Raw genomic sequence first — 17153 nt, forward strand, 5'->3', positions numbered from 1 at the left:
CGCTCCCGCGCCCGGCCGCGGCGTCCCGGTCTCCCCGCACGGCGAAGCCGGGTGAGGGAGGGAAGGCGACCCGGCGTCGGTCACGCGGGGCCGGCCAGGAGTGCGGGCGACGGCCGGCCGGTGACGACGGCGGGCTCGCGACGGACGAAGGGGCCTTCGGGGACGGGTGCCGCGGTGTCGGCGGTGCCGGTGGCGTCCGTCCACCAGTCGGCGCCGTCCTCCACGTACCGCAGCAGCACACCCTCGCGGATCGCCCACGGGCAGACGACGGCCCGCGGCAGGCCCATCAGCTTCAGGGCCGTGTGTCCGACGACCGCGCCCGCCAGGCTCTGAGCGGCGCGGGGCGCGGAGATCCCGGGCAGCTGGGCCCGTTCGGCCGCGGGCAGTTCGGCCAGGGCGCGTACCGCGGCGCGCAGGTCCCGGCAGGCCAGCTCCCGCTCCACGAACGGCCCGAACCGCCCCGGCGCGGCCCCGCACAGCCGGGCCAGCTGCTGGAACGTACGCGAGGTGACGGCGGCGGTGCGTGGCCGCTCCCAGCGGATCCGCGAGGCGACGTCCCGCAGTTCATGGCGGATACGGCGGCGCAGCTCCTTCAGCTCGCCCGGCCCGGGCGGGTCCCCGGCGTCCAGGTACTCCCGGGTCAGCCGGTTCGCGCCGAGCGGCAGGGACGCGGCGAAGTCGGGCAGCCGGCCCCTCCCGAAGGCGACGTCCAGCGAGCCGCCGCCGATGTCGAGCAGCGCCAGCGGGCCCGCCTTCCAGCCCAGCCAGCGGCGGGCCGCCAGGAAGGTCAGCTCGGCCTCCGTCTCACCGGGCAGCGTGCACATGCGCATCCCCGTCCCCGACGCCACCCGCTGCAGCACCTCATGGCGGTTGGGCGCGTTGCGGACCACCGTGGTCGCGAAGGCCAGCGGACCCGCCGCGTGCCATCTTCGCGCCGTGGCCCCCGCCGCGCCGACCGCCCTGACCAGCCGCTCCACCGCCTCCTCGGCGATGGTGCCGTCGGGGCCGACCTGTTCGGACAGGCGCAGCTTCCACTTGACCGTGTGCACCGGCAGCGGAACGCCACCCTCCACATCGGCGATCACCAGTCGGACCGTGTTCGATCCCGCGTCCACCACACTCACCCGCATGGCCGGGAAGTACCCAATTCGACGGCCACGACCCCTCGCACAGGGGGCGTGCCGGTGCACAGCCGCCCGGTACGCGCCTCGGGACCGGCCCGCGCGGCAGCCCCCTGACGCGACCGTGGCGCACGGGCGCACGGCCCGCATCCGGAGGGCGTCGGCACGGCCCTCGGCGGAACCTCGCCGATTCGCAGTCCGTAAGTCCGCGTGGCGCGGTCGAGGCGTGGGAAGAAACCCTGTGGCGGCGCTGCGGAGTTCACATACCCGTCGTGATCCCTTCGGTTCGCGAGCCGGTGGTCGTCATCTGCGAACGGTGAAGTGGACGACAGTTGCCGAGGTGCGTTGCCGCGCCCCAACCGTTCGTGAGGTGCATGCGCATGCGTCACATCCATGTCCAGGGTGCTGCACGGAGCTCCGCCGGTGTCCGTGCCCGGCTCGCGACCACCGTCGTGTTCGCCGTGACGGCACCGGCCTTCCTGTCCGGCGCGGCCGAGGCCGGCTCGGCGTACACCCCCACGGGGCACACGGCGCACGCGGCACGCACCGTGCAGGCGGCCCCCGCGGCGCAGGCGGCCCCGGCGGCGGGGACCGCGAAGGCCGCGGTGATCGAGCGGTGGACGACACAGACCCTCGCCCCCGGAGTCACGGTCCGCACCGGGATCGTCCTGCACCCCGGCGCGAGACACTCCTGGACCGTCACCGTACAGGCCCCGAGCAAGAGCCGGTGGACCTCGAACGACCCCGACGCACCCCTGAGCTGGGCCGAGGTCGGCACCCTCGGCTGGGCCCGGACGACGGTGCGCGACCTGACCCGGGCCGGCCTGAAGCCACGCCAGGAGAGCGTCCAGTGGCCCCGGTTCGCCGACACCCCCCACGGGCTGCTGGGGGTCCGGGTCCGCATCGGCCGCTTCGCCACCCAGCAGGAGGCGAAGACGGCGGCGTCGGCGGTCGTCGCCGCCGGGTTCCACACGACCGTGACCTGGACCGGATACGACATCCAGGAGCCGGCCGACCGGGAGAACATCCGTGTGGCCGTCATCGACCCGAAGACCTTCGAGGGACGGATCGAAGCCACGCACCACGGCAACGTGGCACGCCGTGAGACCACCACGGCGGTGGCGCGCGAACTGGACTCCCTGGTCGGGGTCAACGGCGGCTTCTTCGTGATGACCCAGGCCGACGGCGTGCCGGGCACCATGACCGGGATCGGCGCCTACCGCGGCGAGCTGGAGTCGATGGCGTCCGGCTCCCGCTCCGCACTGGTCATCGAGGACGGCGGCCGCGCCCTGCGGATCGAGGACCTCACGAGCACCGCCACCGCCCGCTCGGGCAAGGCCGCCTACCGGATCCAGGGCATCAACCGGCTGCCCGGCACCGTCCGCGGCTGCGGCCGGCCCGGCAGCACACCCAGCGAACACCCCTGGCAGGACGTGAACTGCCGACTGGCCGACGACATGGTCCAGTTCACCCCCGCCTTCCAGGCCGGCCTGCCCACCGGAGCCGGCACACAGGCCGTGCTGAACGCGTCCGGCCAGGTCGTCTCCGTCGGCGCGCGCGGCGGCCGGGTACCCGCGAACGGGCACGTGCTCCAGGGCATCGGGCGCGCGGCCACCTGGCTGAAGGCCCACGCCAGGCTCCACAGCCGCATCCGGGTGGACGAGGCCGTCCGCACGGCCGCGGGCAAGCCTGTCGTACTCGGCGGTGCCGACTCCATCGTCAGCGCGGCCCCGACGCTGGTGAAGGACGGCCGTATCGACATCGACGCCGCCGCCGAAGGCGTGGTCGACCCCGAGTACACGTCCTTCGGATACGCGTGGGTCCACGTCCGCCAGCCGCGCACCCTCGCGGGTGTCGACAAGCGCGGCCGGCTGCTCCTCGCGACGGTGGACGGGCGGCAGACCAGCGGCAGCGAGGGGTTCACCGTCTACGAGGCGGCCGCGTTCATGAAGTCGCTCGGTGCCGTGCAGGCGATGAACCTCGACGGCGGCGGCTCCACCGCGATGGCCGTCGACGGCGAGCTGGCCAACCACCCGTCCGACGCCGCCGGGGAACGCCCGGTCGGAGACACCGTCCAGATCCTTCCGGCGGGTCACTGACGACCGCCCGGGGCCCGGCCCGGCCCGGCCCGGCCGCGGCCCCGAGCCTGCCGTGTCCGGATCTCGGCCCTTCCCTCCCCGGCGTCGTCACCGCTGCTTTTAGATGGCCGGGACCACTGCCGGCGCGCAGAGGCGGCAGGAGACCGGAGCGGATGCGATGAGGGTACTGGTGATCGGCGGTGGCATCGCGGGAACCGCGACCGCCCTGGGGCTGCACAAGGCCGGCTTCGACGTCGCCGTGTCCGAGGCCCACCCGGACACGGCCGAGGACATCGGGGCCTTCCTGACCCTCGCGAGCAACGGCATGCGCGCGCTGGCCCAACTGGGCGCTACGGACGCCGTCACGGCCGTCGGTTTTCCGCTGACTTCGCTGCGGCTGCTCGACAGCCGGGGCGCCGAGGTGACGCACGTACCGCTGGCCGGAGCGGACGACCCCGCCCTGCGCTACCGGTGCGTGCGCCGCGGGGAGCTGAACGCGGCCCTCCAGGGCGAGGCGCTGCGGCGCGGCATCCGGCTGCGCCACGGTGCCCGGCTGGTGTCCGTGACGGACGGCCCGGACGCCGTCACCGCCCGTTTCGCCGACGGCAGCACGGCCACCGCCGACCTGCTGGTCGGAGCCGACGGGCTGCGCTCGACCGTGCGCCGGCTGCTGCTGCCCGGGGCGCGGCCCGTCCACGCCGGGCAGCGGGTCTACTACGGCTACACCGCCACCGCGTCGGCGGCCGGGACCGGGCCGGAAGGGGCCATCACCATGGTGCGGGGCAGCGGGGCCGCCTTCGGATACGCGGTGTCCCCGGCGGGGGAGGGGTACTGGTTCGCCCGCGTGGCCGGCGAGCCTTCGGCCCCCGGGGCGTCCGCCGTGCCGGCCACCGCACTGCGCGGACAACTGCTGCCGCTGCTGCGGGAGGACGCGACGCCCGCCGCCGGCCTGGTCGAGGCGTCCGCCGACGCGATCATGGTCACCGACGCCACGGAACTGCCGCTCGGCACCGCCTGGCACACCGGACGCGTCCTGCTCGTCGGCGACTCGGCCCACGCGGCCTCGCCTGCCACCGGCCAGGGTGCCTCGATGGCCCTGGAGGACGCCGTCGTCCTCGCCAAGGCACTGCGCGACCTGCCCGGCCCCGAGGCCGCGTTCGCGGCCTACGAGCGGCACCGCCGGCCGCGGGTGGAGCACAACATCACCGTCAGCGGCGGCCTCTCCCGCGGCACCCGCGCCCCGTCCACCCCGGCACCGGCCACGGCCCGCCCCGCCGGACCGGACGAGAGCCTCGTCCGCCAACTGGACTGGGACACCCCGCTACCCGCCGCCCCGCCCGAGCCGAACTGACCCGGGGAGACGGCAGGCCGATGCAGGTGCTTCTGAGCCGGCTGGGCCGTTGGTCAGCTCATGGAGGGGTGCGGGCCGGGAGCCGGTTGCCATCCCGGTCGGGCCGGGAGTGGCCCCGAGCGATCAAGAAGCCGCTGCGGTGGTCGATCCTGAGGACTCGGAGCGGCCCAGCAAGGTCGGTCCGGGCCGATGGGCCAACAGCCCGGCCAAGAAGGTGAAGAAGCACCGAGGCGCCGGTAAACCCGCGCCTCGTACTCAACCGCCTTCCCTCCCCAAGCCAAGAGCCTGCTCCAGTGCCAGGGCTGGTGTGGTCTGGTTCGCGCCACGTCGCGCCACATCAAGTGTTCTGATTTCATTGGTACTTAGGGGAAGGCGGCTCATTGTGAAGGGCCGTCCTCGGAGGGAGTGGGCGGATGATCTCGGAGTCGCTCTTGGCGTTGGCCTCGGCTGGGGGCGCATCCATGGTGCAGGCGGCCGGCACGGATGGGTGGAATGCGATCCGGGATCGCGCCGCACGCCTGATGACTCGAGGGAGCCACGAGAGTGAGGAATCGGAGAGGCGACGTCTGGACCGGACCGCGGCAGCACTGACGGACCGCCCTGACGGAGGAACGGCGGGCAGCCATGCCGCTGCCTGGCAGGCTGAGTTCGTGGTTCTGCTGACTCGGCTGGAAGGTGCTGAGCTGCACGCGGCGGTCGCGGAACTTCGCGCGCTGATCGACAGTGTGGCTCTCGCTCCGAATGACGCCTCAGCCTTCTTCGCGGGCAGTGCCTTCCACGGCCCGACCGCGATCCAGACGGGCGACAACAACCATCAGGAAAATCACTTCGGCCACAGCCGATGACCGCACCACAGCCTGATCACCATGGCCGTAGTAGTCCCAAGCGCGGTGAATTCCATGGTCCGGCCGCCGTGCAGGACGGGAACCATAGTGTCCAGAACAACCACTTCCATGCTCCGGGCAAGCGCACCGTGGTGTTCCCGTGGGGTGCTGTTGTCACGTCGGTGAAGAATGGACTCGTCACTCTGATCGCGGTGGGAATCCTCGGCGGTGGAGCGTGGTGGGCCTACGACCACGTCCAGAAGAAGAACCAGCAGGCCAACGCGAAACATGCAGCCTGTGACCAAGCACTGCACGCCTACTATCAAAGCGGACTGCCGGGCCCCGTCGATGACGTGTCGACAACGAGGTACGTCGAACAACTGGAAGAGGCGGCTCGGACTGTGGGCGATCCCAAGATTGCCAGGTCGATTCGGTACACGATCCAGGATATTGAGGCATTCCGGCAGGTGGCCGACAGGCGAGGCGATTGGGACGAAAAGTCGTCAGACGCGCTAGACAAAGCAGAGAAGGACCGGAAGGAGTGGTGGTCTCCTTGCTGGGAAGTCGCAGGGTGGTAGCGATGTGTGCGTAACCCGGCCACCGTCCATGACGGGACGGTCGAAGAACGGCCGTAGTCGCACCCAGGTCAAGCTGGCATGAGCACGATCGCCGGAAGTGCGACCCTGAGCGCCACTGCTGGACCTGGGCGACGGCGCGGGCGCCGACCGCTTCGTCCAGGCTCTTGAAGCAACTGCATGGGAGACGGCAGGCCACCGGTCCGCCCGGGCCGAGCCAGCCCGGGGAGTCGGCAGGTCACCGGTCCCGCCGCCCCGCCGGCCGCGAGTGGAGGTCCGCCGGCCGCGTGCGGAAGTCCCGTCGGCCGCCCGGTGACTCCGTGCCGGCCGCGCCCCCACCCCTCAACGTCTTCGGTGCGCGAACCTGGCCGATCAGGACCGGATCCGCGCACGAAAGTGCAAGAGGCGGAGTGCGGGAGTCCATTGCCGCGGTGATGCCGGGGCCGGATCGTTCCGTGCAACCGGTCCTTCGGCAACCAGGAGCTACCGTGCGACTGTTGAACAGAGCGGGCGGTGCCGTGGCCGCGGCCCTCGCCCTCGTCCTGGGCGGCGGCACCGCCCTTCCCGCGCAGGCCGCCCCGGGCTACACCGTGACCGTGGGATCCCCGGTGCCGTTCACGCACCCCACGGACACCCCCGCCACCCCGTACCTCGACCGCGACGGCACCTTCCACTACCAGCAGTCCGCCGCGCTCTACGGCGCCGACGACCCACGCGTCTGGGACTTCTACACCGGCAGGGACTTCGACTCCGCGACGTACGACCGGAAGCTCAGCGAGGCGGCCGACCCGGCCAACCCCGCAGACCGCAACGACGACACCACCTGGCGCTGCAACAACAGCCCGACCGGCCGCGAGTCGACCTACGCCCCGGCCGGCTCGGGCTACGCGCAGAAGAACTACTGCGACCTGTCCGGCGTGTGGGTCGATCCCGACACCGGCGACTGGTACGGGCTGGTGCACAACGAGTTCACCCCCCAGCCGTTCGGCGACAGACTGCACTACGACGCCATCGACTACGCCGTCTCCACCGACCGGGGCCGCACCTGGACGATCAAGAACCATGTGATCACCTCGCCGTACAGCACGAAGCGCGGCGACTCCACGGCCTTCCCGCACCAGACGTACTCCTACGGCGACGGCGACCAGCGCCTCTTCGCCGACACCGCCTCCGGCTACTTCTACGTCTACTACGGCTCGCGGATCGTCGACAAGAACGGCAGCTGGAAGGCGTTCTACGAGCACGTGGCACGCGCCCCCATCGCCGCGAAGATGGCCCCCGGCTCCTGGCGCAAGTGGTACGACGGTGCCTGGACGCAGCCCGGCACGGGCGGCCGGGAGAGCAACATCGTCCCCGTCGACGCGAGCCACCCCACCGGCTACACCCCGGCCACGGCCGAGTACGACCCGGCCAACACCGGCACCGCCGCCGAACAGATCGCGGCCGGCAAGACACCCCCCACCTCCCCGCTGTTCGTGATGAACATCGCCTACGACGCCTACCTGGGCCGGTACATCGGCACCCCGCAGGCCGTCGACCAGAGCGGCGACGCACCGCAGTACCTCTACGCCACCGACGACCTGGCCCGCCAGAAGTGGGAACTCATCGGGGACACCGGCGACTACACCACCGCCTCCTGGTACCGCTGGTTCCTGGACGGCGCCAGCCGCACCGGTTCGGCAGTCGTCGGGAAGACCTTCCGCGCCTACTGCTCCTTCGGCTGCTCCCGCGGCTCCTCCGGCGAGTACGTCGACCTCACCGTGGCCTCCTCCGCGCCCGCCGCGCCGCCCGTGGACACCGGCCGCGCCTACCGCGTCGCCGGCGGGACCGGCCGGATCCTCGCCCAGGCGTCCGGCGGCTCGGCCGTCACCTCCGTGGCCCGGTCCACGGGCTCCGCCCGCGCCTCGTGGGTCTTCACCCCGACGGGTGACGGTGCCTTCACCCTCACCAACACGGCGACCGGCCGGCTGCTGGGCGTGGACTCCACCGGCACCGCCGGCCGTGCCTGGGGCGCCAGGCCCACGGTCACCGCACGGCGGGCCGGCGGACCGGCCGTCGGACAGCAGTGGTTCGTGCTCCCCGCCTCGTCCGCGGGCGCCTACCGCCTGGTCAACCGCTACAGCGGGCTGGTGCTCGGTCTCTCCGCCGCCTCCGGCCGCCGGGCCGAGACCACCCCGCCGCGGAGCTGGACGGCCACCGGTGCCGGCTCCCTCGGCGGCGGACGCACCGCGGCCGAACAGACCCTGTCCTTCACGCCCGCCGGGGACTGACTCCCGCCGGCCGGAGCACCGGTGCGCGTGGCGGACCGGTCGGCGCCGCCCCGCGCACCGATTGAAGGAGATCGCGTCCGAAGGCTTGTGGGCCGCTTGGTTCATCACTTAAATCAAAACATGAACTAAGCCACGGGGTCAGCCCGTCGGACCCCGCATCCCTCTGGAGCCGCCGCATGAGATGGAGATCCCTGGGCGTCGCGCTGTCCGCCACGGCCGCGCTGATCGCCCTGCCCGTCACGCAGTCCTCGGCCGCCGCGGCCGAAACCCCCCTGTCCCAGGGGAAGACGACCACCGCGTCGTCCCAGGAGAACACCGGCACCGCCGCCTCCCTGGCCGTCGACGGCGACACGGGGACCCGCTGGTCCTCGGCCGCGGGCGACGACCAGTGGCTCCGGGTCGACCTGGGCGGCACCGCCACCGTCACCCGGGTGGTCCTGAACTGGGAGGCCGCCTACGGCAAGGACTACAAGGTCCAGATATCCGCGGACGGCGCCACCTGGAACGACCTGAAGTCCGTCACCGGATCGGACGGCGGGGTCGACACCCTCGACGTGTCCGGGCAGGGCCGCTACGTCCGCATGCTCGGCGTCCACCGGGCCACCCAATGGGGCTATTCCCTCTGGGAGTTCCAGGTGTTCGGCAGTACCGACGGCGGCCAGGCGACCTGCGGCACCGCCGACGCCGCCCGGGGCAGGACCGCCACCGCCTCCTCCACGGAGAACGCCGGCACTCCCGCGTCCGCCGCCGTCGACGGCAGCACCACCACCCGCTGGTCCAGCCAGGCCGCCGACCCGCAGTGGCTCCAGGTGGACCTCGGTTCCGTCCAGGACCTCTGCAAGGTGGACCTGTCCTGGGAGGCCGCCTACGGCAAGGACTTCCAGATCCAGGCGTCCTCCGACGGACAGAACTGGAACACGCTCAAGAGCGTCACCGGAGCGACCGGCGGCACGGCCTCCTACGACGTCAGCGGCTCCGGCCGGTACGTGCGGATCTACGGCACCGCCCGCGGCACCGGCTACGGCTACTCCCTGTGGGAGGTCGCCGTGCACACCGGCACCACCGGCGTCCCGCCGGTCGAGGGCGGCGGCGACCTCGGCCCGAACGTCATCGTGGTCGACCCCTCCACGCCTAACCTCCAGCAGAAGTTCGACGACGTCTTCGCCAAGCAGGAGTCGGCCCAGTTCGGCACCGGCCGCTACCAGTTCCTGCTGAAACCCGGCACCTACAACGGCATCAACGCCCAGATCGGCTTCTACACCTCGATCTCGGGACTCGGTCTGAACCCCGACGACACCCAGATCAACGGCGATGTGACCGTCGACGCGGGCTGGTTCAACGGCAACGCCACCCAGAACTTCTGGCGCTCCGCGGAGAACCTCGCCATCACCCCGTCCAACGGCACCGACCGCTGGGCCGTCGCGCAGGCGGCACCCTTCCGCCGTATCCACGTCAAGGGCGGCCTCAACCTCGCCCCCAACGGCTACGGCTGGGCGTCCGGCGGCTACATCGCCGACTCGAAGATCGACGGCACGGTCGGACCGTACTCGCAGCAGCAGTGGTACACCCGGGACAGCTCGGTCGGCGGCTGGACCAACGGCGTGTGGAACATGACCTTCTCCGGCGTCCAGGGCGCACCCGCCACCAACTTCGACAGCGGGCCGTACACCACGCTGGACACCACCCCCGTCTCGCGTGAGAAGCCCTTCCTCTACCTGGACGGCTCCGCCTACAAGGTGTTCGTCCCCGCCAAGCGCACGAACGCCCGCGGCGTCTCCTGGCCCGCGAACGCGGGCACGTCCCTGCCGCTCGACCGGTTCTACGTCGTCAAGCCCGGCGCGACGGCCGCCACCATCAACGCCGCCCTCGCCCAGGGGCTCAACCTCCTCTTCACGCCCGGGGTCTACCACCTCGACCGGACCATCGACGTCACCCGCCCCGACACCGTCGTCCTCGGCCTCGGCCTGGCCACCCTGGTCCCGGACAACGGCGTCGACGCCCTGCACGTCGCCGACGTCGACGGCGTGCGGCTCGCCGGGTTCCTCATCGACGCGGGCCCGGTCAACTCCGACACCCTGCTGCGGATCGGCGAGCCCGGATCGGGTGCCGACCACTCCGCCGACCCCACCACCATGCAGGACGTGTTCATCCGCGTCGGCGGCGCCGGGCCCGGTCTGGCCACGAACTCCGTGGTGGTCAACAGCGACGACGTCGTCATCGACCACACCTGGATCTGGCGCGCCGACCACGGCAGCGGCGTCGGCTGGGACACCAACCGCGCCGACTACGGCCTGCGCGTGAACGGCGACGACGTCCTGGCCACCGGCCTGTTCGTCGAGCACTTCAACAAGTACGACGTCTACTGGAACGGGGAACGGGGGCGGACGATCTTCTTCCAGAACGAGAAGGCGTACGACGCCCCGAACGCCGCCGCCGTCACCCACGACGGCATCACCGGCTACGCGGCCTACAAGGTCGCCGACTCCGTCACCACCCACGAGGCGTGGGGGCTGGGCAGCTACTGCAACTACACGGCCGATCCGTCGATCGTCCAGGCGCACGGCTTCCAGGTGCCCACGGGCCCGGGGATCAGGATGCACGATCTGCTGGTGATCTCCCTCGGCGGCCAGGGCCAGTACGCCCATGTCGTCAACAGCACGGGCGCACCCACCTCCGGAACCAGCACGGTCCCGTCCAAGGTGACGTCCTTCCCGTAGCGCACCCGGTGCACCCGGTGCACCTTTGACACCGCGTCCCGTACGGAGGCCCGCTTCCGTACGGGACGCCGGTTCAGCCGTCGGACAGCGTCCGGTGCGGTGCCCGGTGGTAGGTGTCCCGGTAGAGGGAGGCGAAGCGGCCCGGGTGGTGGAAACCCCAGCGGGACGCGACCTCCGTGACCGTGAGCCCGCCGCCGGGATCGGCCGACACCAGGTCGTGGTGGGCGTGCGCGAGCCGTACCCGGCGCAGGTGGGCGAGCGGGGTGGTGTCCAGATGGCGGCGGAAGGCGTACTGCAGCGCGCGTACCGTCACATGGGCCGCGCCGGCGATGTCGGCGACCGTGACGGGCTGGTCCGCGTGGTCGTCGATGTAGGTGAGCGCGCGGCGCAGCAGCGCCGGGTGAGTGTCGTGGCGGTCGGCGCCGGAGGGCTCGTCCAGCGCCGTGTTGGGGAACGCGGCCAGGACGCTCGCGGCCAGGTGCTGGGCGGCCGTGGAGGCGATCAGCGGCTGGTCCGCGATCTCCGGATCGGCGAGCACCGTGTCACGTAGATGGGTGATCGTCCGGCGCAGCTGGTGTGCCGCCGCCGCGGACCGCGGCCGGTGGCCGGTGAGCCGGACCGGCTTCGCGTCGTCCGGGCCCGTGGCCACCTGGGAGAGCAGGTCCGGGTCCAGCATGGTGATGTTGTACCGGGCGTCTCGGATCCGCCCCGAGTACGGCAGGTCCGGCGGGGCGAACAGCACCACGTCACCGGGACCGAAGTTGTCCTCGACGCCCTGGAAGCGGTGGTCCCGCACGGTGCCCTCGTGCATCACGCACAGACAGATCCGGCCGAGCGGCGTCACCGAGTAGGCCATGTCGAAGCCCAGCGTCAGCTCGTCGACGCTCATCGAGGAGACACCGGTGCGGCGGACGTGCGCCCGGGTCGCGCCGGGGGTCCCGCTGGTGATTCGCATCCTGGCGTAGGCGTGGCTGAGGAAGTCCTCCGTCACGTCCAGGTCCTCGCTGTCGAAGGTGAGCGACTCCATGAACCCAAAATGCCCTCTTATGACGCTTCCACGCTCGCGCTGACCAGGCGTTTTTCGTTTTCTGGACTGCGGCTCGCCCAGCTGTTCGCCTGCCGGCTGTCGCCGCCCGGCCGTCCTGCGCAGGGTGATCACATGACCGGACGTGACGAGCAGGTGGTGGACCAGCTGACGGCGCTTGAGGAGGAGGTCGGCCAGTTGCGGCAGGCACTGGTCTCGCACGCTCTGGTCGACCAGGCGATCGGTGTGGTCATCGCCGTGTCCGGACTCCGACCGGAACAGGGCTGGGACGCCCTGAAGCACATGTCGCAGCACACCAACACCAAACTGCGGGAGGTGGCGCGCTGCCTGGTGCAGTGGCCGGGCCGCGGCACCCTCCCCGAGGGGATGCGCCGGGCGCTGGCCGCCGCCGTCGAACACGCGCGCACCCGCGCCGGTGACGCCGAGCGGGCGGACGCGCGACAGGCCCGCTGCGGCCGCCCGGCCTGAGCGACACCGGACCGCCGGGCACGACACCCCCGCGCTCGTGTGACCGGTCCCTTTCGAACTGCGCCGGCCGGTGTCACCGCCTAGGGTGTCCTGTGCGGGCGGCCGGGTGTGCGCCTGCCCCGGGTCAAGAAGCCGGCCCTGCAGACGAACACGTCCTCGGCAGGGGGCACATGGCCCTGCCGGCGGTCCCCGGGTCCGGACCAGCGCGTCCGGCGGGCCAGCCATCCCGGCAACTCGACACGAGACGGCCCGACTTCACCCCGACCGGGAATCCTCGCGGTTCCCGGTTTCGGACGCCCCGGCCCGGGGACCTCGGTACGGGGCCGTCGCAGGCCCCCCTCCGACGAGAGTTCACCCGAAACGACCATCACCTCGGCCGCATGCCCCCGGCGTGGCCACCGCGCACCGGGAGACCGACACCGCCCGCGCCGGGCCCGCCCCGTGACCAGCGAAGGAATTGCCACTGATGAGCGAGACGAATCCCCTGAAGCGAGCGGCGGGCAAGGTGGCGGATGCCCTGCAGGGAGGGCCGGCGGGCCCGGAGGACGGCATCCCCGGCAAGCCCGGCTCCGAGTCACCTCAGGTCGACGAGCCGACCGAGCCCCACGAGCCGTACCCGCCCAAGCCCGACCAGACCGGCCCGGACACCGTCTCCCCGACCGGGCAGCCCACCGGCGCCGACCAGGCGCGGATGGCGCAGAGCGGCAGCTACCTGACCAACGCCCAGGGCACCCGGCTGTACGACACGGACCACTCGCTCAAGGCGGGCCCGCGCGGCCCCGTGCTCCTGCAGGACCACCACCTGCGCGAGAAGGTCATGCACTTCGACCACGAGCGCATCCCCGAGCGCGTGGTCCACGCACGCGGCGCCGGGGCACACGGGGTGTTCCGCAGCTACGGCACCGCGGCGAACGTGACCAAGGCGGCGTTCCTCTCCGAGGACGTCGAGACACCGGTGTTCGTCCGCTTCTCCACCGTGCTCGGCTCCCGGGGCTCGGCCGACACCGTCCGCGACACCCGGGGCTTCGCGGTGAAGTTCTACACCAGCGAGGGCGTCTTCGACCTGGTCGGCAACAACATCCCCGTGTTCTTCATCCAGGACGCCATCAAGTTCCCGGACGTCATCCACGCCGGTAAACCCCACCCGGACCGGGAGATCCCCCAGGCGCAGAGCGCCCACGACACCTTCTGGGACTTCGTCACCCTGCACACCGAGGCCACCCACCACACCCTGTGGAACATGTCAGACCGGGGCATCCCGCGCTCGTACCGCACGATGGAGGGCTTCGGCGTCCACACGTTCCGCCTGGTCGACGCCGACGGCGGGACGACCCTGGTGAAGTTCCACTGGAAGCCCAAACTGGGTGTGCACTCCCTCGTGTGGGAGGAGGCGCAGATCATCAACGGCGTGGACCCCGACTTCCACCGCCGCGACCTCGCCGACGCGATCGAGGCGGGTGCCTACCCCGAGTGGGAGTTCGGCATCCAGACCTTCCCCGACACCCCCGACCAGACCTTCGAGGGCATCGACCTGCTGGACCCGACGAACATCGTCCCCGAGGAGCTGGCCCCCGTGCAGCCGATCGGGCTGCTCACCCTCAACCGCAACCCCTCGAACTTCTTCGCCGAGACCGAGCAGGTCGCCTTCCACGTCGGCCACCTCGTCCCCGGCATCGACATCACCGACGACCCGCTGCTGGCCGGCCGGCTGTTCTCCTACCTGGACACCCAGATCACCCGACTGGCGGGCCCGAACTTCCCGCAGATCCCGATCAACCGGCCGCACGCCCCCGTCAACGACATGCTGCGCGACGGCTTCCACCAGACGGCCGTGCACCGGGGTGTGGCCCCCTACCGCCTCAACTCCCTCGACGGAGGCTGCCCGTTCACCGCGGGCGCCGACCTGGGCGCCTACGTCGAGGCGCCCGTACGCGTCCCCGAGGCCACCAAGGTCCGGGCGGCGCCCGAGTCGTTCGACGACCACTTCAGCCAGCCGCGCCGGTTCTGGCTCAGCATGACCCCGGTGGAACGCGAGCACATCATCGGCGCCTACAGCTTCGAACTCGCCAAGTGCTACGAGCAGGCCATCCGGGAACGGGCGTTGCAGGTGCTGGCGAACATCGACCCGGAGCTGTGCGCGGGTGTCGCCGCCGGACTGGGCCTGCCCGCGCCCGCGCCCACCGTGCCCCTGGCCGACGTCGAGCCCAGCCCCGCCCTGTCCCAGCTCGGGCACACCTGGCCCCCCGACGGCAGGATCGTCGGCATCGTCACCGGCCCCGACGGCGACCTGGACGGGGTGAGCGCCGTACGCCAGGAGGTGCTCGACAGCGGCATGGTCCCGCTGATCGTCGCCCCGGCCGGCGGCACCCTCGGCGACGGGGCACTGGCCGTGCAGCGGACCTACGCCACCGCGCGCTCCGTGGAGTTCGACGCGCTGCTGGTGGCCGGCACCCCCGGTGTGGGCGCCGACGCCTACGGCGCCCGGGACGCCAAGGCGGGCCTGCCCACCTCCCAGCAGGCCACCCCCGACCCGCGGGTCGGACTGCTGCTGGCGGAGGCGTACCGGCACGGCAAGGCCATCGGGGCCGCCAAGGGCGGCCAGATCGCGCTGGAGGCGGCCGGCATCCCGCTCGACGCCCCAGGGGTGATCGCCGGCGACAGCGCCTCCGCCGTGTTCCAGCAGATCGTCCGGCTGCTCGGCGCCCACCGGGTCTGGGAACGCTTCCCGTCCGCCGCCTGACCGGGCGGCCGACGGGACGCCAGGGCGAGCCACCGCACGGACGGCGTACCAGGAGAGGCGAACGGCCCCTGCCCCAGGTCGAGAGGGAACCGTCCCGACACCGACCGGTGAGGCAGACCATGCGTTGTCGCAGCTTCGCCGCCACGACCGTACTCACCGGTGTCCTCGCCCTGGCGGGCGCGGCGAACGCCGTCGCGGCCGACCCGGATCCCACGAGCGGTGTCGCGGCCGAGCCCGGCGTCATCTCCGGCAACGTGGTCCAGGTCCCGGTCGACCTGGGGCTGAACCTCTGCGGCGACAGCATCGACGTCGTCGGGGTGTTGAACCCCGCCGCCGGCGACGCCTGCCGGTCCGGCTGACGTCCGCCCGCGCGCCGGCCCCCGCGACCGGGGCCGGCGCACGGCCGTTCACGACACCGTGGTGCGGCAGAGCAGCAGACAGATGTCGTCGTCGTGCTCGGAGTCGTGCAGCATCGGTTTGAGCAGCGAGTCGGCGGCCGCGTCCAGGTCCGTCAGCTCCGCCGGGCCGAGCGCCCCCATGGCCCGGGCGAGCCGGTCGATACCCGCGTCGATCCCGGCGGACCGCCGCTCCACCAGACCGTCCGTGTACAGCGCGAAGGTGGACCCGGCCGGCAACTCGACGGCGTGTTCCTCGTACTCGTAGGGCAGCGGGACCCCCAGCATGATCCCCGGCTTCGCCTCCAGCACCCGCACCTCACCGCCGGGGTCGCGGGCCACGGCGGGCGGATGCCCGGCGGCGGCCCACACCACCCCCGGCTCACCGGGCGTGACCCGGGCGATGGCGCAGGTCGCGTACAGCTCCGGCTCCTGGTGGCGGAGCATCCGGTGCAGCAGGGTCAGGATCCGCGCCGGCCCGTTGCCCTCGACGGCGTAGGCGCGCAGCGCGGTGCGCAGCTGGCCCATGATGACCGCCGCGCGCAGCCCGTGCCCCGTGACGTCCCCTATCACCGTCAGCACACTGCCGTCCGGCTGCGGAAAGGCGTCGTACCAGTCGCCGCCGATGTTCAGGCCGTGCGTCGCCGGCAGGTAGCGGGCGGCCAGCGCCAGGCCGGGGGTGGCGGGCAGTTCGGTGAGCTGGGCCCGCTGCAGGGCCTCGGCGACATCCCGGTGCTGCTCGTACTGGCGGGCGTTGTCCAGCGCGATGCCCGCCCGCCGGGCCAGTTCCAGCAGCATCACGGTGGTGTCCGGGTCGAAGCGGTCACCGGGCGCGGCCAGGGTCAGCACCCCCTGCACCGTGCGCGCGCCCAGCGGCAGACAGAGCAGCGGCTGCTCCGGGAAGAGCGCCGAGGCCGGCAGGTCGTCCACCCCCGGGAGCTCACCGAGGTGGGGACTGGCGTGCTGGGGGCGGCCGGTGCGGGCCGCCGCCACCGTGGCCGCCGCCCGCTCACCCGGCGGGGTCCGCTCGTCGTCCGCGAGCCACACGTCGACGTGCCGGGCGTACTCCGGGACCAGCAGCTCGGGCAGCCGGCGCAGGATGTCCTCGTGGTCCAGGGAGGCGTTGAGGACGGCGCTCGCGTTGGCCAGGAAGGTCAGCAGCCGGCGGGCCTTCTCCGCCTCCGCGCGTGCCGTCCGCTCGGCGTCCAGGAGTTCGCGCTGCGCCAGCGCCGCCGCCTCCAGCTCGGCGTGCAGCGCCAGTACGCCCTGGTTGGTCTGGTGCAGCTCCTCCCGGTGCAGCCGCAGCAGCTCCTCCATCTCGGCCAGGCCCGTCAGCAGGGCGGCGGCGTCCTCGTCGGCGTCCAGCAGCGCCTCGGCGAGCGAGACGTCGTCCAGGCCGGGAAGCGGGCGGGGCACGGGGGAGGGGCAGTCGAGCGTGTGCTGCCAGGGCTCCGGCGCGCCGAGGGCGACCCGCAGCCTGCCGCCGGGGCCGGCGGTCACGGTCAGTTCGCCGCCGCCCGCGCCGAGGGCGTCCCGCAGCCGGGGGCCGAGCGCGGCCAGGAAGCGGGC

Annotated in this window: 12 protein-coding genes; 9 read left to right on the forward strand and 3 right to left on the reverse strand. The window is 72.4% G+C overall.

Annotation, left to right across the window (positions count from 1 at the left end; genetic code table 11):
* Positions 1-80: 80 nt before the first annotated feature.
* Positions 81-1130 (reverse strand): Ppx/GppA family phosphatase, encoded by a 1050-nt coding sequence (locus GT045_RS06970; RefSeq protein WP_237538397.1) that lies wholly within the window; start codon positions 1128-1130, stop codon positions 81-83.
* 371 nt (positions 1131-1501) lie between these two features.
* On the opposite strand from GT045_RS06970, the gene GT045_RS06975 reads away from it, so the two are divergent.
* The 6 genes from GT045_RS06975 (at position 1502) to GT045_RS07000 (ending at position 10936) form a co-directional block, all read left to right on the forward strand.
* On the forward strand, positions 1502-3220 hold the full coding sequence (locus tag GT045_RS06975) for a phosphodiester glycosidase family protein (protein WP_161333623.1): 1719 nt from the start codon (positions 1502-1504) through the stop codon (positions 3218-3220).
* A 157-nt stretch (positions 3221-3377) separates the two neighbouring features.
* Positions 3378-4550, forward strand: a complete 1173-nt coding sequence (locus GT045_RS06980; protein ID WP_161333624.1) for an NAD(P)/FAD-dependent oxidoreductase — start codon at positions 3378-3380, stop codon at positions 4548-4550.
* Between the two features lie 413 nt (positions 4551-4963).
* Entirely contained in the window at positions 4964-5395 is a 432-nt protein-coding gene (locus tag GT045_RS06985; protein ID WP_161333625.1) for a hypothetical protein, read from the forward strand.
* Complete coding sequence (locus GT045_RS06990) at positions 5392-5952, forward strand: hypothetical protein (protein ID WP_161333626.1); 561 nt, start codon at positions 5392-5394, stop codon at positions 5950-5952. The genes GT045_RS06985 and GT045_RS06990 overlap by 4 nt, the downstream gene beginning before the upstream one ends.
* Positions 5953-6437: 485 nt before the next feature.
* Entirely contained in the window at positions 6438-8219 is a 1782-nt protein-coding gene (locus tag GT045_RS06995) for an RICIN domain-containing protein (protein ID WP_345942569.1), read from the forward strand.
* 176 nt (positions 8220-8395) lie between these two features.
* Complete coding sequence (locus tag GT045_RS07000) at positions 8396-10936, forward strand: discoidin domain-containing protein (protein WP_161333627.1); 2541 nt, start codon at positions 8396-8398, stop codon at positions 10934-10936.
* 73 nt (positions 10937-11009) lie between these two features.
* Here the strand turns inward: GT045_RS07000 and GT045_RS07005 are convergent, their stop codons facing one another.
* The gene (locus tag GT045_RS07005) at positions 11010-11963 is read right to left on the reverse strand and encodes an AraC family transcriptional regulator (RefSeq protein ID WP_161333628.1); all 954 of its coding nucleotides are present in this window, start codon (positions 11961-11963) and stop codon (positions 11010-11012) included.
* 132 nt (positions 11964-12095) lie between these two features.
* On the opposite strand from GT045_RS07005, the gene GT045_RS07010 reads away from it, so the two are divergent.
* The 3 genes from GT045_RS07010 to GT045_RS07020 all read left to right on the forward strand — a co-directional run bounded on the left by GT045_RS07010 (position 12096) and on the right by GT045_RS07020 (position 15548).
* Entirely contained in the window at positions 12096-12449 is a 354-nt protein-coding gene (locus tag GT045_RS07010) for an ANTAR domain-containing protein (protein ID WP_161333629.1), read from the forward strand.
* A 466-nt stretch (positions 12450-12915) separates the two neighbouring features.
* Entirely contained in the window at positions 12916-15189 is a 2274-nt protein-coding gene (locus tag GT045_RS07015; protein WP_161333630.1) for a catalase, read from the forward strand.
* 119 nt (positions 15190-15308) lie between these two features.
* Entirely contained in the window at positions 15309-15548 is a 240-nt protein-coding gene (locus tag GT045_RS07020; protein ID WP_161333631.1) for a chaplin, read from the forward strand.
* Between the two features lie 48 nt (positions 15549-15596).
* Here GT045_RS07020 and GT045_RS07025 read toward each other — a convergent pair.
* The coding region (locus GT045_RS07025; protein ID WP_161333632.1) for a GAF domain-containing SpoIIE family protein phosphatase at positions 15597-17153 on the reverse strand (1557 nt) is incomplete at its 5' end.

This window comes from Streptomyces sp. SID486, from assembly GCF_009865385.1.
Lineage (GTDB): Bacteria > Actinomycetota > Actinomycetes > Streptomycetales > Streptomycetaceae > Streptomyces.